The following is a 23613-nucleotide window of genomic DNA, read 5'->3' as shown; positions in this document are numbered from 1 at the left end:
CGGCTGCGGGCGAATACCCATCGGGCCGCGATGCATATCGCGGCCCGATTTGCCTCATGAGCGGGATAGCGCTAGGTCAGAACGGCGGATCGGCGATGAATCCACAGCGCCAGCAGAATCGCCGGCAAACCGAGCGCCGATGCCGCCACGAAGAAGGTGGGATAGCCTTGCGCGGCCACCACCATGCCGCCGAAGCCGCTGAGAAACTTGCCGGGCAGGGTCATCAGCGATGAGAACAGCGCATATTGGGTGGCGGTATAGGCGCGCGAGGTCAGGCTCGACAGAAAGGCGATGAAGACCGCACTGGCGAGCCCGTTGGCCAGGTTATCGGCGGTGATGGTAGCGACCAGCATGGGCAGGCTTTCGCCGGCCAATGCCAGCGAGGCAAACAGCAGATTGGTCAATGCCGCCGCCACGGCCCCCAGTACCAGAATCGGCCCAATGCCGTAGCGCACCACCAGCAGCCCGCCAAGAATCCCGCCGCCGATGCTCATGGCGATGCCGAAGACGTTGGTGACGTTGGCGATGGTGGCCAGTGAAAAGCCCAGGTCGATGTACAGCGGGTTGGCCATCGAGGCCATCGCCAGATCGCTGATGCGAAAGACCCCAACGAAGACCAGTAGCCACAGCGCCTTTAGGCCGTGGCGGGCGAAGAAGTCGGTGAAGGGGCAGACCACTGCACCAATGGCCCAGGCACCGAGACGACGCGTCCACCGCTGGCGACCCCGGGTTGCCCTGAGGAAGGCGCGCACTCGGGGTTCGTGGATCAACTGCACCGATAGCGATGACCGCTTGGGCTCCGGGCGAAGCAGCACGGTCAGCATGCCGACGCTGACCAGCGCGGCCATGGCGAGATAGGCCGCCTGCCAGGAGACCAGTGAGGCGATGTACAAGGCGCCGGCGCCGGCGGCAATCAGGCCGCCCCGATAGCCGATGATATAGGTCGAGGCCATGGCGGCCTGGACGTCCTCGGCAGCGGACTCGATGCGAAAGGCATCGATGGCAATGTCCTGGGTGGCCGAGCCGAAGGCGACCAGCAGGGCGAAGGCGGCGACCACGGTCAGGTGGCCCTGTGGTTCAAGGCTGGAAAGTCCTATCAGCCCCGCGGCGATCATCGCCTGTGCAAGCAGCATCCAGCTGCGGCGCTGGCCGAGCAGCGGTGTCAGCCAGGGCAGCGACAAACGGTCGACCACCGGTGCCCAGAAGAACTTGATCGAATAGAGCATCCCGATCCAGGCGAAGAAGCCGATGGCCGCTACCTCGACGCCGTCGCTGCGCAACCAGGCCGAGAGGGTCGAGAATACCAGCAGAAACGGCAGGCCCGCGGAAAACCCCAGAAACAGCATGGTGATGACCGGTGCGCGCAGGTAGACCGCCAGGGCGTCGCGCCAGCTACGGCGGGGAGATAACGAGGGCATCAAAACACTCCGGATAAGGGTGAGGCGTACACGTGGTCGGTAGGGCGATGCTAGAATGATGTCTGACCGCGTCGCATTGCGCCATGGAAAATCAAATACCTATCGTTGGGCATGGACGGCGGTGCCAGGCCGCAAGCCAGCAGATGGCCGTTCATGAAGCCCACGATGCACGTGCGTGACAAGCGATGAGTACCTAAGTGTGACAATCGCTGCTGTCGCTGCCAAGGATGCGCGAGGAGAAGGGAGACTTATGAGTGATGCCATTGATGGCCAGGGGCACGAAGCCGATGGCGTCGAGAGTGATGCCATCGCGCGCTGGTATGTGGTCCAGTGCAAGGGGGCTGAGTCGTTTCGCGCCGCCGAGCACCTCGCCAATCAGGGGTTTGAGGTGTTTCATCCGGTACTCGAGGTGCAGAAGAAGAGACGCGGCAAGCTTGCCTGGATCGCCGAGCCGCTGTTTCCCTATTACCTGTTCATTCGCCTGGATCGCATTGCCAGCAACTGGCGGCCTATCCGTTCGACTCGTGGGGTGCTCAAGCTGCTGACGTTTGGTGATGAGCCCATGGCGGTTGCCGATAGCCTCATCGAGACCCTGAGGCGCAATGCCAGTCCATCGCCGGAGAGCGAAACGGCCAACGTCTATTTCCGCGCCGGCGAGAGCGTCGAGATTATCGAGGGGCCCTTCCAGGATCTCAAGGCGGTCTTCGAATCTCAGAAAGGCGAAGAGCGTGCCATCGTGCTGCTCAATATGCTGCACAAGCAGCAGCGCCTGGAAATGCCTATCGCCCAGTTACGCCGCAGCCAGTGAATGCTGGGCTGCCGGATCAATATTCAGGAGTATGCTTCATGCAAATTGCCCCTCATCGGGTCGTCAACCTGCACTATCGCCTGACGGATGCCGACGGCACGCTGCTCGATGATTCCCGTGCCCGAGAGACTCCCCTCGAGTACCTGCATGGCCACGTCAATATCGTGTCTGGACTCGAGAGTGCGCTTGAGGGCCATGCTCCCGGCGCTAGCCTGAGTGTGACTCTCGAACCCGATGAGGCCTATGGCCAGCGAGATGAGGCCAAGGTGCAGCAGGTGGGTCGTGGCTCCTTCCCGGTCGCCGAGTTGACACCCGGCATGCGCTTTCAGACCCCCGGCGAGGACGGCCCCCAGGTCGTGACGGTGCTCGAGGTTGGGGCCACTCAGGTCAAAGTCGACACCAATCATCCGTTGGCGGGCGAGACCCTCACCTACGAGCTCGAAGTGCTGTCGGTGCGGGAAGCCACGCGCGCCGAGCTGGCCAAGGGCCATCCGCTGCCGGAAGGCACCGATCATGCCAAGGTCGAGGACCGCAAGGTGCTGTGAGGGCCGGAGTAAATTGATCCACATCAAGTCCTTGGAGAGCCATCGGGTCAAGGCTTGAGAAACTTGATCCAGGTCACATCCCTATATGCCCCTGGCCGTTAGAGTGACTCCATCAGGTCGTGGCAGTAGCAGTGCCATGTGCTGGAATGAAACCTAGGGTTTCGGACTGGGTAGCTTGGACTGGGTGATCGCCTTCATGATGGTCTGGGTAGACGTCGTGATGCGTGATCACCGGCGCAAGGTGACATCGGCACTGAATGGTGAAGACGCCCGCAAGGGCATCCAAGCCGCGCGACCTGAGTCGTCAGGGGAAGGAGGCTTTGCCTCCTGTGGCCGGCCTTCGGGCCGGCTTTTTTATGCCCGATGATTTCGTGGCGGCGCTTTTTTCCTCTCCCAGCATGACGATTGCCATGACCTAGGGGCTGGCAGTGCTACGGCTGACGCAGCATCACCGCGTCGCGCAGCCGAGCCAAGCGTCCCAGTAGCCGGTTGCGTGGACCTATCGGTACCCCCTGGTCGATCAATGCGGCACGCAGATGCTCGACCACGGCGTTGAAGTGCGCGTCGGTGATGCCCATGTGCTGGTGGGCGCGCGCCATCGAGGGGCCGGTGTAATCACAGGGGCCGTCGCTGATATCGCATAGCTGTGTGGCAAAGGCCTCGGCGAAGTGGTCAATGTTGGTATTGGCGAAGAAACCGACAATGCGCTCGTCGCCGGCAATGCGATAGAGGAAGTCATTGACCACGGCGTCGATGACTGCCTTACCGCCAAGGCTGGCATACAGGCTGTCGCTATGGGCGTTTGGCACCGCTGTTGAGCCGGCAGCGCTTGTGCCGGCCTGATGAGGCTCGGCACTGGGGGCGGGTGATGAATGAGCGCATCCGCCCAGCATCGCCAGACCGATGATCAGTAGGGCCGGCCTGCAGGCGTCTTGGCAAGCGCCGGCGAGCCGGGCCCTGAGGCGAATCCCACTGGCTCTTGAAGCATCGCTTAAAGCGTCGCTTGTCTGGGAAAGGTGACGTCGAGCCGCGCTGCCACTCGAGGTGTGAAAATCGTGAATCATAGCGCCACCTGCAGCGACAGATAGCCGCCTTGCTGGTCGGCCAGGCCGGCGATATCGCCAAGATCCAGCCAGGCACCGGTCAGCGAGACGTGTTTGTTGAAGAAATGCGCCACGTAGAGATCACGCCAGTCGTTTTCGGCCGCGACCCCCAGGTTGTCGGGTTTTTGGCGATATTCGACCCCGACCACCCAGTCCGGCGCCAGCATCAATCCTAGCGAGCCCTCCACGACCAGTGAGCGACTGGTCTTCTGGTCGCCGCCGAACCCTAAGAGTCCGCCCTGGTTGGCACGGGTCGAGCGCAGGGTTAGGTTGGTCAAGAGATTGCGTCCGCCAACCGCGGCGAACCAGAGCTTGCTGGTCGCGAGGTAGAGGTCGGTGCCTGCCGTATCCTTGGCGCCAAGTGCCTTGGCCAGTTCACCATCGACCATCCGCTTGTGCTGCACTCCCAGGCTCCAGGTGCCCCAGATGTCATACAGGGGATCGCCGTAGAGGCGCAGCTTGGCGCCGAAGACGTCCTGCTCGAGCCGGCCACCCAGGGTGTCCAGGTCGAGACGTTGCCGGGCCAGCGACAGCTCTAGGCGGTCTTGGATATTGCCGGCGATACCGATGACGCCCAGGGAGTAATCATCCACCCGCGCCTGGCTGACGCTGGCGGTAGCGGCATACTCATCGCCGCTGGCGGTGCCGGTCAGCACGCCCCAAGGCGACAGTCCTCCCCCTGCCGCGCCCTCGATTTGCGTGACGCCGCCGGTCGCCAGCAGGCGACTGCCCGCCTGAGCGGCAGGGGCGCTCAGCAGGACGATAAGAGCCAACATGACGGGGGCAAAAGAGAGGCCGGGTCGTTTCATCCTCAAACTCCTTGTATCGGGAGTTGCTGGGCTTGGTAGCGCTCTACCCACGCAGTGACCTCGTCTGCCGGTAGGGGGCGAGCAATCAGATAGCCTTGCAGGTAGTGGCAGCCGAAGCCTTGAAGCATTCGACGAATGGCCTCGGTCTCAACGCCCTCCGCCACGACCTTGAGGCCGAGGTTCTGACCGAGCTCGATGGTCGAGCGTACGATCACCTCATCATCGGGTGAGTCATCCAGGCGCATGATGAATGACTTATCGATCTTGAGCTCCTGCACCGGCAGCCGCTTCAGCTGGGCGAGAGACGAATAGCCGGTGCCGAAGTCGTCGATCGCCAGCGTCATGCCAGCGCCGCGCAGCTCTTCCAGGTGACGCGTGGCCAGCGCGGGGTCCTTGATGATGGCGCTTTCGGTGACTTCCAGGCCCAGTTGGTTGGGTACCAGGTCATTTCTCACCAGTATGTCTTTCAGCCGCGCTGTCAGGGTCTCGTCCATGATGTCTTCCGCCGACAGGTTGATGGCCACGCTCAGGTCGTGGCCCTGCGTCTGCCACTCGTGTAGCTGGGCGCAAACGGTTTCGATCACCCAGCTACTGAGCATGCGGATATTGCCAGAGCGCTCGGCGAGGGTGATGAATTCATCGGGAGGGATGAAGCCCAGCGTCGGATGCTCCCAGCGCATCAATGCCTCGAACTGCACGATATTGCCGTTCGTCGCCAGCACCTTGGGTTGATAGACCATGCTGAGTTGTTGCTGCTCTACCGCGTTATACAGGTCCCGAATCAGGGTCAACTGACGCAGGTGGCGTTCGTCTTGGCCGGCAATATAGCGCTGGTGGGCATGGTGATGATGGCGGGCGATGTCCAGGGCCACGTCAGCGCGTCGCATCAACAGGTGAGGCGTGTCGCCGTCTTCCGGGTAGCGTACCTCGCCGAACGACAGCCGTGGACGGATAGGGGAGCCCTCGAGATCGATTGGCTCGGAAAGTTCATCCTGCAGCGCCTCGACCCACCCAGGTGGGCAGGCGGGAGTGTCCAGGCGCAGCAGGAATTCGTCTCCACCGATGCGGTAGGCCTGCACGGTGGGGGTTGGCAACCTCTCGAGCCGGCGTGACAGCGTAATCAGCATCCGGTCACCGAGCGCGTAGCCAAAGGTGTCGTTGATGCGGCGGAAGTCGCTGATCGCCATGCGAAGCAGGGTAAAAGCGCGCCCTTTTGCTATATCGCTCTGAACGTCATGTTGAGCCGAGGTGCGGTTGGGAAGGTCAGTTAGGATATCGTGCCGAGACTGGTGCAGAAGGCTTGCTTCCCGCTGCGCAATGTCTTCCTGCATGGTCATCAGCGTATCCGCCAACACGCGCATTTCGCCGTGCTGGCCTGACTTGAGGTCGGTGATGCGCTCGCCCTGGCCGATACGCCTGGCAGCGCTGGCGAGTCGTCTCAAGGGGCGACTGATGCCTCTGGCGCTGAAGGCGGCGACCACGGCGGTCAGCGTCAAGGTGGCGGCAAACAGTGCTAGCAACTGCCATTGAATATCGCGATAGGGCGCCAGCAGGCTAGAGCGTGAGGCCTGAATGATAGCGAAGGCTTCGTCTTCTCCGGCGCGGCGCAGCAAGCCGGCCCGAGTCAGGTAGTCGGGGTTGTCATCCAGTTGCGCGATGGAGCCCATGTCATCCAGCTCGCTGAGCAGTTGAGCCAGTTCGTAGGGCGGCAAGTTTTCCCGCGACGTCGCCGTATAGCTTGCCTGGTTCTTACCGATTTGATGGCCAATGAAGCTAACCGGCAGCTGGGTGAGGGCGCTGATTTCCGTGGCGAGTTCGGCATCTAGCCGAAAGCCCATCCCGGCCCAGCCGATCAGGTTGGGCGCGCGCACGGGCAAGAGGACGAACTGGTAGGGAACCCCATCCTGCAACACGACCTCGACGCTGCCCTGGTTTTCCTGAGCCGAGCGCCATAGGCCCTTGAAGGGCAATTGGCTGCCGGCTTGATGATGGCTGCTCGCCAGCAGGCGCCCGTCAGGGTCGGCGAGTAGCACCATGTCTGCCCCGGCGCGGCCGCCATGGTTAATCAGCACCGACTCGAGTGTCGAGGTGTCCTTGGTGGCCACAGCACTCTTGAAACCGAAGTCATCGGTGAGGATGTCGACCGTATCACGCAGCCGCTGGCCGCGGGCATCGAGTACCTCGCGCAGCACGCCCAGGCCGACATCTAGATTGCGCTGGCCGGACGCGAGGATATCTGAGCGTATGGTGCTCAAGGTCGCGGCCGCGGTGACGATTTGGGCCAGTATCACCATCGAGAGCATGGTAATCAGCAGGCGGGAGCGGAACGTCATGCGGCCCTCACTGGCTTAATGCGTGATTGAAGCGCTGTTGCAGCGCCGACGGCTCAGCTGCAGTTTTCGCGGGGACGGATAGCGATAGCGAGACGCTGCGCACGTCGGTTTCGCCGAGCGGCTGGGGGGACTCCCACCACTGCTGATGGGTTTCCTCGAGGCGAGGGTGCCATACTCGCAGACGGTGCTCGCCTGGTGGTAGGTCCGTCAGGTTGACTTGGCCATACTCGTCGGTCATCGCAAAGGTTGCGGCTTCACTGACCACAATGAAGGCCTGCATCTGGTCGTGGATATTGCAGCCCAGCACCGCTATCCCGGGAGTGTCGAATAGCACCGGGGGCGGCGTATCCTGCTGAAAGAGGTTCAGGTCGAAGACACCCGTAGGTGAAAAGGAATAGACATGGTGGCGAGTATTGTCGCGATTGGGAAAGCTGACGCGGCTGCCGGCGCTTACGACACTGACATGGGGGTGGAAGGCGGCATTGCGCTGGTAGACTTCCTCCGATGACGGGGCTGGCTTGGGCGCGCCTTCGGTGTCGACTTCGACCACCGCTTCAGTGAGTGGCTCTCCGGTAGCGGCATCGGTGACGGTGATACGGGCAGCCTGAGCGGCCAGGCTGCTACACAGGCCGGTGGCCAACAGCAACAAGCAGCCAATCCGTAAGTGTGAGACTCTGGTCACATGGATTCCTTTTTCTTGCGCGCTTTTCTTGCACAGGTTTCATAGCGATCTCGAGGCAGCTTGGACATCGCCTCATCGGGATCAAGGGCGCTGAAAGCAGCACAAACTCTATCAACGACACGCACTAGTTTCTGTTACAGCCTGACTGCATCCATACCGAGGCCAATCGCACCTAGAGTGCTTGCCACCAGTGCTGGCGCCAGGCCCTCATGACCCGCTCTGGGTACCAAGTTTCTCCCCGGCTGCCGTTATAGCGGGCCAGCGCTCGCGTCAGGTCGCCATCTTCCACGGCCAGATAATGGGCGAGAATAGTACAGCCATAGCGAAGGTTGAGCAGTGGGTCGAAGAGGTCGTCTTCGGGGCGCCCCAGTGCCTCGACCCAGAACGGCATCACCTGCATCAAGCCCTTGGCCCCAGCACTGGACACGGCATCGTCTTGAAAGGCGCTCTCCACCTGGATCAAGGCCATCACGATGCCTGGGGGCAGCCCCGCCAGCCGGGACTCCTGCTGGACGCTATCCAGCAGGCGTGAGCGCCTGGCAGGGTCTTTGATGTAGCGGGAAAGCCTTGTTGCCATGGTCGAGCGCCACTGGAGATCGGCCCAGAGGTCGATAGCGGGGCGTGGCGCATCGAGGACGCTTTCCAGGGTCTGATGCAAGGGCACGGAATATCCCCGGTCGGTCTCGGCCCAGGCCTGGGTGTCGGCCATCAGCGCTGCCAAGCCCAGGATCACTAGACTCAGCAGCGCTAGACGTGGCAGGCGCGCCCCGGCGAGGCGCATCAGCCGATTCGGGAGCGCAGGAAGTCGACGATGGTATCGGCTGGCACCATGGTGGCCTCGTCATCGCGACGCCCCTTGTATTCGAGCTCTCCCTTGTCGAGGCTGCGGTCGCCAATGACCAGGCGATGGGGAATCCCGATCAGCTCCTGGTCGGCAAACTTGACCCCGGGGCGGATATCCCGGTCATCCAGCAGCACATCGATGCCCTGAGCCTTCAGTTCGTTATAGAGGCGTTCGGCGGTCTCGCGGACGCGCTCCGACTTGTGGGCGTTCATGGGCACCATGGCAACTTCAAAGGGCGCCAGCGCATCCGGCCAAGTGATGCCAGCCTCGTCATGGTTCTGCTCGATGGCAGAGGCCACCACCCGGGTCACGCCGATGCCGTAGCAGCCCATCCAGGGGTGCACGGCCTTGCCATCGTCGCCAAGCACGGTGGCGTTCATGGCCTCGGAGTACTTGGTGCCCAGCTGGAAGACATGGCCGACTTCGATGCCACGCTTGATCGAAAGCGTGCCCTGGCCGTCCGGCGAGGGGTCGCCCTCGACGACATTGCGAATGTCGGCGACCTTGGGAAGGGGGAGGTCACGCTCCCAGTTGATGCCGAAGTAGTGTTTGTCATCGATATTGGCGCCCGCGCCGAAGTCGCTCATCAGCGCCACGCTGCGGTCGACGATCACCGGCATGTTCAGGTTGACCGGGCCCAGCGAGCCAGGGCCCGCGCCGACGACGGCACGGATCTCGTCCTCTGTTGCCATGGTCAGCGGTGCCTTGACCTCGGGCAGGTTCTCGACCTTGATCTCGTTGAGCTCATGATCGCCACGCACCAGCAGGGCAATCAGGCCACCTTCTTCAGCCTGAACCATCAGCGTCTTGATGGTCTTTTCGATGGCGAGGCCGTGCTTTTCGACCAGGGCGGCGATGGTCTTGGTCTCCGGGGTGTCGACCATGCGCAGCTCTTCGCTGGGCGCGGCGGGCGCAACGTCACTGCCCAGCGGGGCCGGCAGGGCCTCTGCCTTCTCGATGTTGGCGGCATAGTCGGAGGCGGTGGAGAAGACGATATCGTCCTCGCCCGACTCGGCCAGCACGTGGAACTCGTGGGAGCCAGTGCCGCCGATGGAGCCGTTGTCGGCGATCACCGGGCGGAAATCCAGTCCCAGGCGGGTGAAGATGCGCACGTAGGTGTCATACATCACCTGGTAGGTCTCTTTCAGGGAGTCCTCATCGATGTGGAAGGAGTAGGCATCCTTCATGATGAACTCGCGCGAGCGCATCACCCCGAAGCGCGGGCGGATCTCGTCGCGGAACTTGGTCTGGATCTGATAGAAGTTCGACGGCAGCTGTTTGTAGCTCGAGATCTCTTTGCGCACCAGGTCGGTGATTACCTCCTCGTGGGTCGGCCCCACGCAGTAATCACGCTCATGGCGATCCTTGAGGCGCAGCAGTTCCGGGCCGTACTGCTCCCAGCGGCCGGACTCCTGCCAAAGTTCGGCGGGCTGCACGGCCGGCATCAGCACTTCCTGGGCCCCTGCACGATCCATTTCCTCACGGACGACCCGCTCGACCTTGCGCAGCGTGCGCAGGCCCATTGGCAACCAGGTGTAGAGCCCCGAGGTCAGGCGGCGAATCATCCCCGCGCGCAGCATCAGCTGATGGCTGATCACTTCGGCGTCGGCGGGTGTTTCCTTGAGTGTGGAGAGCAACAGTTGGCTGGCGCGCATGGGTCCGGCGTTTCCTTGGAATCTTGAACGGGGACCGGCCGGTTTCATGGCCGGCGGTCAGAGTTACCCGCATTGTACGGTGAAGCCAGAGTGGCGGCAAAAGGCGGCGTCCAAAGGCGGCGGCTTTCGTGGGGTAATTCTATCGATGCGCATGCTTGGTGAGTCTCGACGCCCCCTTGACCTGTCGCTGGGCACATTGCCACACCCGGGGCTTGGGGCGTCGCATGCGTTCCCGCTAGGTGCAAGATTCCTGGCTGACGCCCGCTGCCAGGCAGGCATCCTGTAAGGACCAGTCGGCGTGGTTGTTGACCTGGCCGTGGTCGCGCAGGGCGCGAATCCCGGCCAGATCGAGGCGGGCGAATTGCCAGCCCGGCCTGGCGTCCTGAGCCTGGCTCAGCACGCCGTCGGGCGGGAAGCCGTGGTCGCAGGGCGTGTAGACACCGGCCCGGCCGATGTTGATGTCCACTGCCGGTGACCACGGCGCTTCGCCCACCGTGGGCGAGTGAACGATTGCCACCTGCTGCTCGATGGCGCGGGCCTGGGCGCTGAGCCGCACGCGCTGGAAACCGGCTTCGGTGTCGGTGCAGCTCGGCACCAACAAGATATCTGCGCCGGCGTCCACTAGCGCTCGGGCCAGCAGCGGGAACTCGCTGTCGTAGCAGATCAGGACACCAAGCCGCCCGGCCGGGGTGTCGAAGACCCTGAGGCCGTGGCCGGCGTCCACGCCCCATTCGTCGTTCTCGAAGCGCGTCATTACCTGCTTGTCCTGGTGGCCAAGGTCGCCATCCGGGCCACACAGCCAGGCGCGATTGACGAAGCGGCCGTCGTCGAGCCGCCACGGCAGCGAAGGGGCGAGCAGGGTCACACCATGCTCGCGGGCAAGCTCACGCCAGGTCTCGACGAAGGCGTCGCGCCAGGGCTGCAGGCCTTGTAGCTGGGCCACCAGGTCGCCCTGCTCGCAGGCGGGCAGCAGCGAGGCTAGCTCCATGGCACCGTACTCTGGGAACACCAGCAGTTCGGCGCCGCGGTTGGCGGCATCCTGCACCCAGCGCACCGCCTTGGCCTGAAAATCGGCGAAGTCGGCGAACGCCTCGATGGGATACTGGGCGGCCGCCGCGGTTACCGCCGGTAGGGAGTTCGCGCTCATGAATCCAGAGCCTTGAGCCAGAAGATCATCGGCTTGTCGGTCTCCTCATCCGCCTCGATGTCCTTCCAGGCGAAGGTGGTCGAGAGCGATGGCGTACGGCGATAGCCCCAGGCGTTCCAGAAGTCGTGCAGCGGCCGGTAGTCGTCTGGCTTGAGCGGATGATCAAGCGGGCGTTCCACCGCACAGAAGGCCGCATGGCCGAAGCCCGCGCTTTTTGCGTGACGCTCGCGGGCCTCCATGAAGGCCTTGCCGATGCCGCGGCCGCGGAACTCGGGTAGCAGCACCGACTCGCCGTAGTAGAAGATGCCTGCGGGGCGGTAGCCGGCGGCCTCGAAGGGCGCGCGGAAGTCGTCGACTTCGTTGTCCAGCGGCTGGCCGGTGGCCGCGCCGACCAGGGTGTCGCCGTCGAAGGCCAGCACGAAGAAGCTTTCCGGGTTGGCGGCGTAGCGTTCGAGATAGCTGGCCTCGTAGGCCGCGTCGCCGTCGTAGAGATAGGGGTAATCTCGGAAGACCCGGATGCGCAGCCGGGCCAGGGCCGGCAGGTGCGGGATGATGTCGCGTCCCCGGCAGATGGATAGCGTCGGGTTCGCCATGGGCAGGCTCCGGGTAAGGAATTCATTGTTGATCCACGCCACCCTAGCAGATGCACCGGGAGCGATGCAGTGCGATGGCGACCCCTGCGGTGCCGAGCGCGACCTGACTCATGCGCCCTTGCCGGCAGTACGCCAGTGGCCGATACCCAATGCCACCAGGCCGGCCACGAGTCCCCAGAAGGCGGCGCCGATGCCGCCTGGCGCGATGCCCGAGGCGGTGACCAGGAAAGTGAGCAGGGCGGCGTCACGCTGGGAGGCATCGCCCAGGGCGTCGGCCAGCGACGCGCCGAGGGTCGGCAGCAGCGCCAGGCCGGCGATGGCGACCACCAGTTCACCGGGCAGCGCGGTGAACAGCGAGCTCACGGTGGCGCCAAAAAGCCCCAGCAGCAGATAGAAGCCGCTCGCCGCGACCCCGGCGGCGTAGCGTCGCTGCGGATCGTAATGTGCCTCTGGGCCTTGGCAGACCGCGGCGCTGATCGCGGCCAGATTGAGGGCGAAGCCGCCGAAGGGGGCGAGGATCAGGCCAGTGAAGCCGGTGCCGCCGATCAACGGGGAGATCGGCGGCTGGTAGCCGGCGGCACGCAGGGCGGCTACGCCGGGCAGATTCTGGGAGGCCATGGTGACCACGAACAGCGGAATGCCGACGCCGATCAGGGTGCCGAGCTCGAAGCTTGGCGCCGTATAGGCCGGCACCGCCAGCGCCGGGGTGATGGCGCCCAGATCCAGCAGGCCCTGGACCTGGGCCACCAGGACGCCCACGGCCAGCACCAGCGGAATCGCGTAGCGCGGCCATAGCCGCTTGGCCAGCAGATAGGTCAGCCCCATCGCCAGCGGCAGCACCAACCGATGTTCCACGGTCATCACCAGGTCGAGCCCGAAGCGCAGCAGCACGCCGGCCAGCATGGCCGAGGCCAGCGCCCGCGGCAGGCGGTGCATCAGCCGCTCGAAGAGCCCGGTCACGCCGCACAGGGTGATCAACAGCGACGAGAACAGGAAGGCGCCGATCGCCTCGCTCATGGGCAGCCCCGGCAGACTGGTGGCGAGTAGTGCCGCGCCCGGGGTCGACCAGGCGGTGAGCAGCGGCATGCGATAGCGCAGCGAGAAGAGCAGGGTGGTGACGCCGGAGCCGATGCCCAGCGCCCACAGCCAGGAGCCGATCTCGGCCTGGCTGGCGCCGGCCGCCTCGGCGGCCTGAACGATGATCGCCGCCGAGCTGGAATAACCGATCAGCACGGCGATGAAGCCGGCGGTGAGGGTCGACAGGCTGCTGTCTCGCCAGAGGGACGGGCGCGTAGCGGTGGCGGTGGGCGGCGTCGGCCGGCTTGGCGTGGACATGGCAGGGGCTCCGGCAGCTTGTGCGCTATAACGTACGGTGCCACGACTCTAGCACTGTGCGCTATAACGCACAAATGGGCAGGCACGCCACCAAGGTCGCGCTACAATGATGCCTTTCCATCGATTCGAACGATCTATCAGAACGATTTATAAGAACTGTCCACACTCGACAGGGAGAGGCAGATGCAGGAGATCTCGCAGCATATTGCCGAAAGGCTCAGGACGCTGCGCCGCGCCGAGGCCTGGAGCCTCGACCGCACCGCCCGGGAGACCGGGGTCAGCAAGGCCATGCTAGGTCAGATTGAGCGCGGCGAATCGAGTCCCACGGTGGCGACGCTGTGGAAGATCGCCAGCGGATTCCGCGTGCCGTTCTCGAGCCTGTTCGAACCCGAAGCCGTCGCCCCGGGCGATGGCGCGGCCAGTGCTGAGCGTCAGGCCGCACCGGCCTTCGAGGGTGATGCCGCCGGGATGACGGCCGTGCCGCTGTTTCCCTTCGACCCCGTGCTCGGCTTCGAACTCTTGGTGGGGACCCTGGCCGCGGGTGCAGTCAGCGAGTCGGCGCCCCACGCCCCGGGCGTGGTCGAGCATCTGGTGGTGGTCGAGGGCGAGCTGGAGGTGCGGGTGAACGGCGTCTGGCGGCACCTATCGGCCGGCGAGGGGCTACGCTTCGCCGCCGATAGGCCCCATGCCTATCGCAACCCGGGCCAGGGGGCGACGCGCTTCCACGACGTCATCCACTATCCCTGCGGCACCGGCGTCACCTCTGGTGTTACGCCGGTCGTCGACGCCGGCGAGGCGAGCGCCGGATCGGACAGCTCCTCGGGGCGGTAGCGAGCGAGCAGCGCCCACAGAAGGGCGGCGGTGTCGGCATCCGGCTGACCGCGATAGTCGGTGGGCCGATAGCGCATCTGGAAGGCGCGCAGAGCCCCCCGGGTGGTCTCATCCAGGACCCCGCTGGGCGCGACCGCAAAGCCCCAATCGGCCAGCGCACGCTGAAGGCTGAACAGCGAGGGCGGGGCTTTGGCGAACTGGCGACGATAGCGGGCGACTCGGGCCGGGTCTGGCCAGGGGCCGATGCCCGCGTCGTGAAGCCGCTGCCAGGGAAACGCCGGGCCGGGGTCGATCTTGCGGGTCGGCGCGATCTCGGCATGACTCACTACCGCAGTAGTTTCAATCCCATGACGCGCGATGACGTCCTGGGCCAGCGCGATCAACGCTGTGATCTGGGCGTCGGGGAAGGGTGCCCAGTTCACCTTGGCGCCGGCGTCGACTTGTGCAAAGCGCTGATCCGGCCCTGCGTTGACGATCTCGATGCCTATCGAAGTGTCATTGAGGTTTTCGCGCCCGGCCCAGCTACTGGCCCCGGCATGCCAGGCCCGTCGAGACTCATCGACCAGTTGATAGATGGGTGGCGGTGTGGCGTTTCGCGGCGGGGGAATCAGGTAATGGCTGCTGACTCTTGGGCCAGTGAGTGCCTTGAGCGAGTCGGCTTCATCGGCATCGGTGTAGTGAATCACCAGGTAGCGTACTCGGCTCGAGTGCGAGGTTGCGGCATGGCGATGATCGACGCTGTAGCCGTCCCGTTGCTCTACTACTGGGCTCGCGCAGGCGCAGAGTCCCAGGCACAGCACTAGGGTCGCAATGAGCTTTTGCATGGCGGCTTGGCTCGCCTCACTGATGGTTCAAGCCGATACGCTGGATTGTGACGCATTGGCCTTGGTGACATATTGACTTATCACTCGGTTACGACCGGCTTGTTTGCACTCGTAGAGGCCTGCGTCGGCGGTCGCAATGATGTCGTCGAGGCTGACGGGCTCACCTGAATGCGTAATGGCAACGCCGATACTGACGGTGACCACGTCGTTAACACGTGAGCCTTTGTGCTCGATGCCTACCGCCTGCAGCATACCGCGCATGGCCTCGGCAAGGCGTACGGAGTCCTCTTCATCGGCATCGAGCAGCACCACCAGAAACTCCTCGCCGCCCAAGCGCACCACGATATCGGTGTCACGCCGGAAGGTATCGCGCAGTACGTTAGCGATCTCGACCAGGCAGTCATCGCCGGCCTGATGGCCATAGAGATCGTTATATTCCTTGAAGTGATCGACGTCGATCATCAGCGCCGATACGGCTCGCATCCAGCGGCGGCTGATGGGCAGGGCGATATCGAGGCGCTGTTCCAGTAGCCGGCGATTGCCAAGCCCGGTCAGTGGGTCTTTGATCGCCTGTTCCTGCAGCTGGCGCTTGGCCTCGTAAAGCTGCTCGACGCGCTCAGTCAGTTGCGCTAGCAGTGACCCGCGCATGGCCTGACCCGGTGGTAAGCGCTCTGGGCTGGACGCCGCGTCCTGCGCGTCGAGCTGCGTGATCAACTGCTTCAAGGGGCGTCGGTAGTAGCGCTCGACCAACCACCAAGTGCCCCCTAGGACACTGGCGAACATGATGAGGAGTAGCAAAGTAAACATGAATTTCGGCTCATCCATGACCGTGAGTGACGACGCGGGCGGCTAATTAGCGCATTAACTAATATGCAGTTCATCGGCCGATATGACTATACCTTTAATCACATTTAATTACTTAGTCTCACGAATGGGAGCGGTGGCACTAAACTGCAGGCTCGCCAGCTGCCGATAGAGGGCGCTGGACTCCAACAGGCTGGCGTGGCTTCCCGAGGCGATCAGTCGTCCCTGATCGAATACCAGCAGGCGGTCGGCGGCAACGACGGTTGCCAAGCGATGGGCAATCACCAGGCTGGTACGCCCTTGCATGAGACGGTCGAGTGCCTCCTGAACGACGCGCTCGCTTTCCGCGTCCAGCGCGCTGGTGGCCTCGTCGAGCAGCAGCACCCTCGGGTCGCGCAGCAGTGCACGAGCGATGGCCAGGCGCTGGCGTTGGCCACCCGAGAGCTGCAGGCCCCCGGGGCCCAAGGGCGTCTCGAAGCCATGGGGCAGCGCTTCGATGAAGCTAAGCGCATTGGCATCTCGGGCGGCTTCGCGCACTTGCTGAAGGCTTGCCTCGGGGTTGCCGTAGCGGATGTTGTCGGCTGCGGAACCGGAGAACAGCACGGGCTCCTGCGACACGAGTCCTAGCTGTGTCCTCAAGGTATGCGGATCGAGCCCGCGAAGGTCGATGCCATCAAGGGTCAGATACCCTGACTGGGGATCATAGAAGCGCAGCAGCAGGTGCAGGAGTGTGCTCTTGCCGGCCCCAGAAGGGCCGACCAGCGCGACCCGCTCGCCGGGGCGAATCTGCAGGTCGATACCATCAAGCGCAGGCGTGTCCGGACGATTCGGATAGGCAAAGCGCACCCCGTGAATGCCGATGGCCCCCTCAATTCGCCCGGGCAGTGTTTGTGGCGCGCTCGGCGCCGTGATCGTGGGGCGGGCGTCGAGCAATTCCAGCAAGCGTTCGGCGGCGCCGGCGGCACGCTGCACGTCCCCTGCGACCTCGGCCAGCGCCGCTACGCCACCGGCGGCCAGCACCGCATAGAAGACGAATGCCGATAGCTCGCCGGCGCTCATGTCGCCTGCCAGCACCGCTTGGCCCCCTTGCCAGAGCATCAGGCCGACGGCCGTGAAGACGACCAGCATGGCGATACCCGTCAGCCAGGCCCGCTGCCGGGTCCGATGAATGGCTGTGCTGAAGGCGGTTTCGACCCGGGTGGCGTATTCGCGCCGGTCGATGGCCTCATGGCCGAAAGCCTGCAGCGTGCGGATGCCGGTTAGTGCTTCGCCTGCGTAGCGGCCAAGCTCGGCGACCTGATCCTGACTGGAGCGCGAAAGACGCCGGACCCGGCGCCCGTACCACAGGATGGGTAACAGCGTCGCAGGAATGCCCAGCAGGACAACCGCCGAGAGCCAGGGCTGGGTGGCCACCATCATGATCACCGCGCCGATCAGCATTAGCAGGTTGCGCAGCGCCACGGATAGCGACGAGCCAAACAGGCTTTGCAGCACGCTGGTGTCAGCAGTCAGCCGTGACTGGATTTCGCCTGCACCGCCATGGCTGGTGTTGCCGGCGGTCGCTGATTCCTGCTCGAAGAAGGCCGGCTCCAGGGTCAGCAGATGATCGAACACCTGGCGGCGCAGGTCGCCGGCCAGCCGCTCGCCGATCCAACTGACCAGGTAATAGCGAAGCGCCGAGGCCCCGGCGAGCAGCGCGACGATCACCAGTAAGCCAAGCAGGGCCTGATTGAGACGCGCAGCATCCTCGGCGATGAAGCCCTGATCGATGACCAGCTTGAGCCCCTGGCCCATCAGCAGCACGCTGCCCGACGCCACCAGCAAGGCGATAGCCGCCAGCATCAGGCGGATGCGGTAGGGTCTTAGCAATGAAAGCAGGCGAAGCAGGATGCGGGGGTGCGGTCGTGATGTCATTGGGGTATGCAGGGCCTGGCTGAGACTGAAAAGGGGTGGCGAACGATACAAACCAGTGAGAAAAGCCACTAGTGTGGCGGTAAAGCGGTAGGCAATCAGTCTTGAAGACCGCCAAGCGCCTGACCATATTACGAATGACTGGCCACTGGCTGGCAATCTAGGACAGTATCAATTCTTGGAGATATCATCATGGCCGACTCATCGAGCGATGCATCCGCCGGCAATTTGACACTGGCCTGCCCGCATTGTGCCGCCTTGAACCGGGTGGCTCAGGCTCGGCTGGGCCAGGGCCGCTGCGGCAAGTGTAAGCAGGCGCTGTTTACCGGTGCGCCGGTCGAACTGACCGGCACCAACTTCAACGCGCTGGTCAATCGCAGCGATTTGCCGGTGGTCGTGGACTTCTGGGCTGATTGGTGCGGGCCCTGCAAGGCGATGGCCCCGATCTTCGCCCAGCTGGCCAGTGAACTGGAACCGCGTATACGCTTCGCCAAGCTGGATACCGACGCCGAGCAGGCATTGGCCGGGCGCTTCAACATCCGCAGTATTCCCACTCTGGCGGTGTTCCGTCGCGGCCAGGAAGTCGCTCGCCAAGCCGGTGTCATGCCGCTGGCACAGTTGAAACAGTGGCTGGCTCCTCACCTGTTGTAGTACTGGGCGGACCACACGCCACGGTACTGGGCATTGGCGAGGATAGCGGGGCCGCCATGAGCAGGCCGGCTGCCTGGAGAGTATGGCATTCTCGTTAACGAAAAATAGCAATCTGTATATAATCCGAAAGTGGTGATACCGTTATGGGTTGGCTTGGCGGAGCAGCGCAGATACAATTAGCAGGCTAACGGTTTCTCGCAGTGATTCGACATCCAAGGATGCCGTCACTGCTGGGTGTGCTTCTCCCGTCACTTCCGGTTTCACCATCATGCCTTCTACTCTCTTTTTGCGCTGGCGCTGGATTGGCGCCTGGACTCTGGCCAATATGCTGTTGGCCTGGTTGATCGCCAGTCGTTACGTCGATTACATCGAACCCAGCGGTCTAACTCAGTGGGCTTATCTTGGCTTGGTTTTTTTGGGCCATGTCTCACTGCTGGTGTGGCTGGGTGCGCTGCCGCTGTTCGTGCTCGCTCCTATAGTGCGGGGGCGGCTGATGTGGCTGGTAGGCACGATCTGGGCCAGTTCGCTGCAGTTGCTGCTGCTGCTCGATACACTGGTCTACGATCAATATCGTTTCCATTTGAGCGGCTTCATTCTCGATTTGTTGCTCAATGCCGGGGGAGACGTCTTCAGCTTCTCCTGGGTGGCCATTTCGATAACCTTGGCCGGCATCCTGGCCATGCTGGTGCTTCAGGGGGTTCTTGGGCGCATGCTCAAGAAGCGCGGTACCCGTGGGGCGAGCCGCATCGCCTTTGCGTTGACCGTCCTGGCGCTGCTGGGTGTGCATGGCTGGCATGCCTGGGCGGATGCGTTCTATGACCAGAAGATCACCGCCATGACGCGCCATTTTCCGCTGTTCTATCCGGCAACGGCCAAGCGATTCTTTATCGAGCAAGGTTGGGTCGATGCACAGGAGGTTCGCGATCACGTCAAGCTGGGCGCCTCGTCCCAGGCAGGCCGTGGCCTCAATTATCCTTTGGCACCCCTCGAGTGTCGTGGTAGCGAATCGCCGGATAACGTCATGCTGGTGGTGGTCGATGCTCTGCGTCACGATATGCTCAACCCGACTGTGATGCCGAATCTATACCGCTATGCCCAGAGCCCTGGCTGGATCAATGCTTCCGAGCATTTCAGCGGCGGTAATTCCACTAAAGCGGGGGTGTTTAGCCTCTTCTACGGGCTGCCGGTGAATTACTGGGACGCTTTCACGGCGAGCCAACAGCCGCCGGTGTTGCTGGACACCCTCGAGGCTCAGGATTACCGCTTCAAGGTGCTCTCGTCGGCTACCCTGGTCAGCCCTGCCTTTGATCGTAACGTTTTTTCGGGACTCGATGATGTCTCACTGAAGCCCGCTGAAGGCGAGCCCTGGGAGCGCGACCAACAGATCACCGATGACTGGCTGGCCTGGATATCAGACCGTGAAAAATTCGATGGCCAAAGCAGTGGACAGAGGAGTGGGCCAGGCAATGGTCAACGGCCGTTTTTCGGCTTCCTGTTCTTCGATGCCGTCCACGGCTATAGCAGCCCGCCGGATTATCCGCGTTTCACTCCCTATTGGGAGACCGTCAACCATTTGGCGCTGGGCCCTGATTTCGATGCCGAGCCTTACTTCAATCGCTATCGCACCGCGGCCCACTATGTGGATCAACTGCTGGGTCGAGTGCTGGATGACTTGAAGGCACGCGGTCTTCTCGAGAATACGGCAGTGGTCATCACCGCGGATCATGGCGAATCTTTCAACGAACATGGCAAGAACTACTGGGGGCACGGCAGCAACTATTCGCGTGAACAGGTCGAGGTTCCCTTGGTGATGCATTTGCCAGGCCACTCGGGGGGCAAGATCGACTTCCGGACCCAGCATGCCGATATTGCCCCGACTCTGCTTGAGGAGGTGTTGGGCTGTGAGGCGGCCCCTGCGCGTTATACGCTGGGACACAACCTGACCCAGGGGGCGTCTGCCAAGGATTGGATGCTTTCTGGCAGCTACATGGGCTACGGCATTCTGCTGCCGGATCGCCAGGTGGACGTCGCGCCGACTGGACGCTTCGAGGTATACGACTATCAGATGCAGCCGCTCGATGCGGCGCGTCCTGATCCCTCGACGTCTCAGGCGGTCCTCAAGGCGCTGTCACGCTTTTATCGCTAAGTGCTCGTAAAGCAGCAGGCTTCGAGCCACCGAAGATAGGAGGGCACCGCACTATGGCGCCCTTTGGTATGAGCGGGGTGAGCGGGCATCCAGCGCGGATGCGGAGCGTGGGAGGGGGAACGACTGCTCGTCGAGGCCAAGCCTAGTCGGCATAGATCATCTTGCGCGTCATGCCGCCGTCGACCACGAAGTTCTGGCCGGTAATGAAGCCTGCTTCATCGGATAATAGAAAGGCTGCCATGGAAGCGATGTCGCGTGGCTCGCCGACTCTTCCGGCCGGATGCTGGGCGTGGTCTTCGCCACTCAGTTCGGCGGTCTGGCGACGCGAGGGTTTTTGCCATTCGCCTACCTCTATCCACCCTGGGCTAATGGCATTGACCCGCACCTCTGGGCCAAGACTCATCGCCAAGGCATGGGTGAGTGCCACGACACCGCCCTTGCTGGCGGCATATGCCTCGGTGTTGGGTTCGGATTGCAGGGCCCGGGTCGAGGCGATGTTGATGATAGCGCCCCGACTCGCACGCAGCGCCTGCGCAGCATGCTTGGCGGTCAGGAACGTGCTGGTTAGGCTGGTGTCGAGCACCTTGCGCCAGGTCTCGAGCGGCAAGGATTCGATAGGCCCCCAAAAGGGGTCGGAGAGGGCGGCATTGTTGATCACCCCGTCGAGTCGCCCGTGGCGGTCTAGGGTTTCAGCAAGGCTGGCCTTGACCTGGTCTTCATCGGTCACATCGACCTGCTGGAAGCTCAGGGCCTCGGGGCCACCCGGGACCGTCTGGCCGTCGACGCATTCCCCCAGCTCTATCAGGCAGGCCTCGCCGGCCTCTCGGTCGAGGTCGGCGATGACCACCCGGTAGCCCCGTGACAGCAGACCTAGCGCCAAGCCACGGCCAATGCCCTGGGCACCCCCCGTGATGTAGACCACCTTGGCGTTGCTCATTAATTGCTCTCCCTTCGCTGACCATCAAGACACAAGAAAACACCCTGCAGCCTGCCCGCCTTCCCTCAAGCGCCTGACGCACATCAAGGATCTATCGGTTGTCCACCCGCCCGAGCCGCTGGCAGGTCTAGACTCAAGTCATGCTCACCTAGTGGGAGGGATTTCGCATGACCACGCCGCTTGCCTGTGTTCGTCAGCTTGCCACGCGGCTCGAGGAGCGTCCCAGCGATTTCGACGCCTTGCTCGAGATCGGCGCGGATCGGGCCTTCGTATTGCTTGGTGAGGCTTCCCATGGCACTGCTGAGTTCTACCGCCTGCGCGGCGAGATCACTCGCCGGCTGATTGAGGAGGCCGGCTTCGAGGCGGTGCTGGTCGAGGCCGATTGGCCAGATGCCCTGCGCCTCAATCGCTTCGTGGCAGGCCGCAGCGGGGATACCTTAATGGGGGCCTTCGGCGACTTCCAGCGCTTTCCTCAGTGGATGTGGCGCAATGTCGAGGTGCGGGACTTTATCGCCTGGTTGGCCAACTACAATGCGGCTATCCATGGCGCACCAGTGGGCTTTCATGGTTTGGACCTCTACAGCCTGCACCGCAGCGCCGAGGCAGTGATCGCCTATCTCGAGGGCATTGATGCCGAGCAGGCTGAGCGTGCCCGCCAGGGCTACGCCTGCCTCGATCATCATGGCGATCCTTTGCACTACGGACGCAACGTTGCCTTTGGCCTCACACCCTCCTGCGAAGCTGCCTCGGTCCGGCTTCTGGTCGAGCTGCTGCACAAGGCACCGCACTACCTTCGCGCTGATGGCCGTCGCGCGGCCGATGCGCAGTTCTTCGCCGAGCAGAACGCCCGGGTGGTCGTTCACGCCGAGGAGTACTACCGTGAGATGTTTGGCTCCCGGGTCGATACTTGGAACCTGAGAGATACGCATATGGCCGAGACTCTGGCAGCGCTGCACGGTCATCTTCGCCGCCAGGGAGGGAAGGGCAAGGTGGTGGTCTGGGCGCACAATTCTCATCTGGGCGATGCTCGTGCCACCGAGATGGGCGGAGCGCGAGGTCAGCACAACATCGGCCAGCTGGCGCGCCAGCGCTTCGGTGCCAAGCAGGTGCTGCTGGTCGGCTTCACCATGCATACCGGGCACGTAGCCGCGGCCCGCGACTGGGATGGCCCGGTCGAGCAGCGCTGGGTGCGGCCCTCTCGCGAGGACAGCTACGAGAGGCTCTTCCACCGCAGTGGTCTGGATCGTTTCTATCTACCGCTGATCGACGCGGCGTCGGCGCCTCTCGAGGCGCCGCTGTTGGAGCGGGCCATAGGAGTGATCTATCGGCCCGAGACGGAGCGTGGCCGCCACTATTTCCGCTCCTCTCTGCCACGTCAGTTCGATGCCATCTTCCACCTTGATGAGACCACTGCGGTGGAGCCCTTCGACACCGGCGAGCCGTGGCGCAAAGAAGAATTGCCCGAGACCTATCCATTTGGCCTGTGACGGGGCGACCGATGTCCTTGGCAAGAATGACCTGGTGCTCATCCAGCGGTAGGGAAAGCCTGATAATCGTGACTGAAAAAGGGGGCGTCGGGGCCGTCAATTGATGCAAGTCAAGGAGAAGCCGGAGGGCGCTGTCTATCTTTTCAGCTGGGTATGGTGTTGATCATGAGGAGCATGAGGAGAACTTGCCATGGCCAGGAAGAACGTAAAGCATATCAATCCCAGCAGTGCCGAGCCGAGCCAGCAGGTCTCGCAGCCGCAGCCGCAGCCTCAAGCGCTCAGTCCATTCCATGAAATGGAGCGCATCTTCGACAAGATGTTCGAACGTGGTTGGATGCCGTCAATGTTTCGCCGTGAGCACCCTCTGTGGGAGCGCTTCGGCGAACTCGAACAACAGGACTTTCCAAAGGTCGACGTCATCGATCGGGACGCCGAGCTGTTGGTCAAGGCCGAGTTGCCCGGGATCAAGCGCGAGGATCTAGACATCTCCGTCACCGAGGACAGCGTGACCATCAAGGGTGAGAGCAAGCAGGAAAGCAAGGAAGAGACCGGCGAGTATTATCGCAGCGAGATTTCACGCAAGAGCTACTACCGGACCCTGACGCTACCCTGTGATGTCGACACCGAGCGGGTCGAGGCCAGCTTCAGCGATGGTGTGCTTGAACTGACCCTGCCCAAGCAGAAGGAAGCCAATCGGCGCAAGGTCGAGGTCAAGTAGCGCTAAGCGCTCACGCTGGTAATCCGGCGAGC

The 23613-nt window shown here is 63.1% G+C and carries 21 protein-coding genes; 7 read left to right on the top strand and 14 right to left on the bottom strand.

Annotation, left to right across the window (positions count from 1 at the left end; translation table 11 throughout):
• Nucleotides 1-71: 71 nt before the first annotated feature.
• Nucleotides 72-1418, bottom strand: coding sequence for an AmpG family muropeptide MFS transporter (locus BLR71_RS14910; protein WP_092528206.1), 1347 nt, complete (start codon nt 1416-1418; stop codon nt 72-74).
• 250 nt (nt 1419-1668) lie between these two features.
• On the opposite strand from BLR71_RS14910, the gene rfaH reads away from it, so the two are divergent.
• Nucleotides 1669-2226 carry a transcription/translation regulatory transformer protein RfaH gene (gene rfaH / locus BLR71_RS14905; RefSeq protein ID WP_092528204.1) on the top strand — a complete coding sequence of 186 codons (558 nt, stop codon included), beginning with the start codon at nt 1669-1671 and terminating at the stop codon, nt 2224-2226.
• Nucleotides 2227-2264: 38 nt separating this feature from the next.
• On the top strand, nt 2265-2771 hold the full coding sequence (locus tag BLR71_RS14900; RefSeq protein ID WP_092528202.1) for an FKBP-type peptidyl-prolyl cis-trans isomerase: 507 nt from the start codon (nt 2265-2267) through the stop codon (nt 2769-2771).
• A gap of 431 nt (nt 2772-3202) precedes the next feature.
• Here the strand turns inward: BLR71_RS14900 and BLR71_RS14895 are convergent, their stop codons facing one another.
• The 9 genes from BLR71_RS14895 to BLR71_RS14855 form a co-directional block, all read right to left on the bottom strand.
• Nucleotides 3203-3835 carry a group I truncated hemoglobin gene (locus BLR71_RS14895; RefSeq protein WP_245696505.1) on the bottom strand — a complete coding sequence of 211 codons (633 nt, stop codon included), beginning with the start codon at nt 3833-3835 and terminating at the stop codon, nt 3203-3205.
• Complete coding sequence (locus tag BLR71_RS14890) at nt 3832-4683, bottom strand: DUF3034 family protein (RefSeq protein WP_092528200.1); 852 nt, start codon at nt 4681-4683, stop codon at nt 3832-3834. Before BLR71_RS14890 ends, BLR71_RS14895 begins: the two co-directional genes overlap by 4 nt.
• A gap of 2 nt (nt 4684-4685) precedes the next feature.
• Nucleotides 4686-7016, bottom strand: a complete 2331-nt coding sequence (locus BLR71_RS14885; RefSeq protein ID WP_092528198.1) for a putative bifunctional diguanylate cyclase/phosphodiesterase — start codon at nt 7014-7016, stop codon at nt 4686-4688.
• Between the two features lie 7 nt (nt 7017-7023).
• A complete protein-coding gene (locus BLR71_RS14880) occupies nt 7024-7698 on the bottom strand; it encodes a methylamine utilization protein (RefSeq protein ID WP_139172646.1) in 675 nt (224 codons plus the stop codon).
• 172 nt (nt 7699-7870) lie between these two features.
• Nucleotides 7871-8479 (bottom strand): transglycosylase SLT domain-containing protein, encoded by a 609-nt coding sequence (locus tag BLR71_RS14875; RefSeq protein ID WP_340147978.1) that lies wholly within the window; start codon nt 8477-8479, stop codon nt 7871-7873.
• Complete coding sequence (locus BLR71_RS14870; RefSeq protein ID WP_092528194.1) at nt 8479-10197, bottom strand: proline--tRNA ligase; 1719 nt, start codon at nt 10195-10197, stop codon at nt 8479-8481. The genes BLR71_RS14875 and BLR71_RS14870 overlap by 1 nt, the downstream gene beginning before the upstream one ends.
• Nucleotides 10198-10432: 235 nt before the next feature.
• The gene (locus BLR71_RS14865; protein WP_092528192.1) at nt 10433-11344 is read right to left on the bottom strand and encodes a carbon-nitrogen hydrolase family protein; all 912 of its coding nucleotides are present in this window, start codon (nt 11342-11344) and stop codon (nt 10433-10435) included.
• Nucleotides 11341-11937 carry a GNAT family N-acetyltransferase gene (locus BLR71_RS14860; RefSeq protein WP_092528190.1) on the bottom strand — a complete coding sequence of 199 codons (597 nt, stop codon included), beginning with the start codon at nt 11935-11937 and terminating at the stop codon, nt 11341-11343. The genes BLR71_RS14865 and BLR71_RS14860 overlap by 4 nt, the downstream gene beginning before the upstream one ends.
• A gap of 108 nt (nt 11938-12045) precedes the next feature.
• Nucleotides 12046-13272, bottom strand: a complete 1227-nt coding sequence (locus BLR71_RS14855; protein WP_092528188.1) for a benzoate/H(+) symporter BenE family transporter — start codon at nt 13270-13272, stop codon at nt 12046-12048.
• Between the two features lie 183 nt (nt 13273-13455).
• On the opposite strand from BLR71_RS14855, the gene BLR71_RS14850 reads away from it, so the two are divergent.
• Complete coding sequence (locus BLR71_RS14850) at nt 13456-14103, top strand: helix-turn-helix domain-containing protein (protein WP_092528186.1); 648 nt, start codon at nt 13456-13458, stop codon at nt 14101-14103.
• On the opposite strand, the gene BLR71_RS14845 is transcribed toward BLR71_RS14850, so the two are convergent.
• The 3 genes from BLR71_RS14845 to BLR71_RS14835 form a co-directional block, all read right to left on the bottom strand.
• Nucleotides 14010-14927, bottom strand: coding sequence for an N-acetylmuramoyl-L-alanine amidase (locus BLR71_RS14845; protein ID WP_092528184.1), 918 nt, complete (start codon nt 14925-14927; stop codon nt 14010-14012). The genes BLR71_RS14850 and BLR71_RS14845 overlap by 94 nt on opposite strands.
• Nucleotides 14928-14954: 27 nt before the next feature.
• Nucleotides 14955-15734, bottom strand: coding sequence for a GGDEF domain-containing protein (locus tag BLR71_RS14840; protein ID WP_175491696.1), 780 nt, complete (start codon nt 15732-15734; stop codon nt 14955-14957).
• Between the two features lie 108 nt (nt 15735-15842).
• On the bottom strand, nt 15843-17645 hold the full coding sequence (locus BLR71_RS14835) for an ABC transporter transmembrane domain-containing protein (RefSeq protein WP_092528180.1): 1803 nt from the start codon (nt 17643-17645) through the stop codon (nt 15843-15845).
• A 189-nt stretch (nt 17646-17834) separates the two neighbouring features.
• Between BLR71_RS14835 and trxC the strand changes: the two genes are divergently transcribed.
• Both trxC and BLR71_RS14825 read left to right on the top strand, forming a co-directional pair.
• The gene (trxC, locus tag BLR71_RS14830; RefSeq protein WP_092528178.1) at nt 17835-18293 is read left to right on the top strand and encodes a thioredoxin TrxC; all 459 of its coding nucleotides are present in this window, start codon (nt 17835-17837) and stop codon (nt 18291-18293) included.
• A 268-nt stretch (nt 18294-18561) separates the two neighbouring features.
• On the top strand, nt 18562-20439 hold the full coding sequence (locus BLR71_RS14825) for a DUF3413 domain-containing protein (RefSeq protein WP_092528176.1): 1878 nt from the start codon (nt 18562-18564) through the stop codon (nt 20437-20439).
• A 142-nt stretch (nt 20440-20581) separates the two neighbouring features.
• On the opposite strand, the gene BLR71_RS14820 is transcribed toward BLR71_RS14825, so the two are convergent.
• Entirely contained in the window at nt 20582-21376 is a 795-nt protein-coding gene (locus BLR71_RS14820) for an SDR family oxidoreductase (RefSeq protein ID WP_092528174.1), read from the bottom strand.
• Between the two features lie 167 nt (nt 21377-21543).
• On the opposite strand from BLR71_RS14820, the gene BLR71_RS14815 reads away from it, so the two are divergent.
• Nucleotides 21544-22863 carry an erythromycin esterase family protein gene (locus BLR71_RS14815; RefSeq protein WP_092528172.1) on the top strand — a complete coding sequence of 440 codons (1320 nt, stop codon included), beginning with the start codon at nt 21544-21546 and terminating at the stop codon, nt 22861-22863.
• A 190-nt stretch (nt 22864-23053) separates the two neighbouring features.
• Nucleotides 23054-23581 carry an Hsp20/alpha crystallin family protein gene (locus BLR71_RS14810; protein WP_092528170.1) on the top strand — a complete coding sequence of 176 codons (528 nt, stop codon included), beginning with the start codon at nt 23054-23056 and terminating at the stop codon, nt 23579-23581.
• Nucleotides 23582-23613: the final 32 nt, after the last annotated feature.

The sequence above is a fragment of the Onishia taeanensis genome (assembly GCF_900100755.1).
GTDB classification, from domain to species: Bacteria; Pseudomonadota; Gammaproteobacteria; order Pseudomonadales; family Halomonadaceae; genus Onishia; species Onishia taeanensis.
The sequence above is the reverse complement of the archived record's forward strand: the minus strand, read 5'-3'. Positions and strand labels throughout refer to the sequence as shown.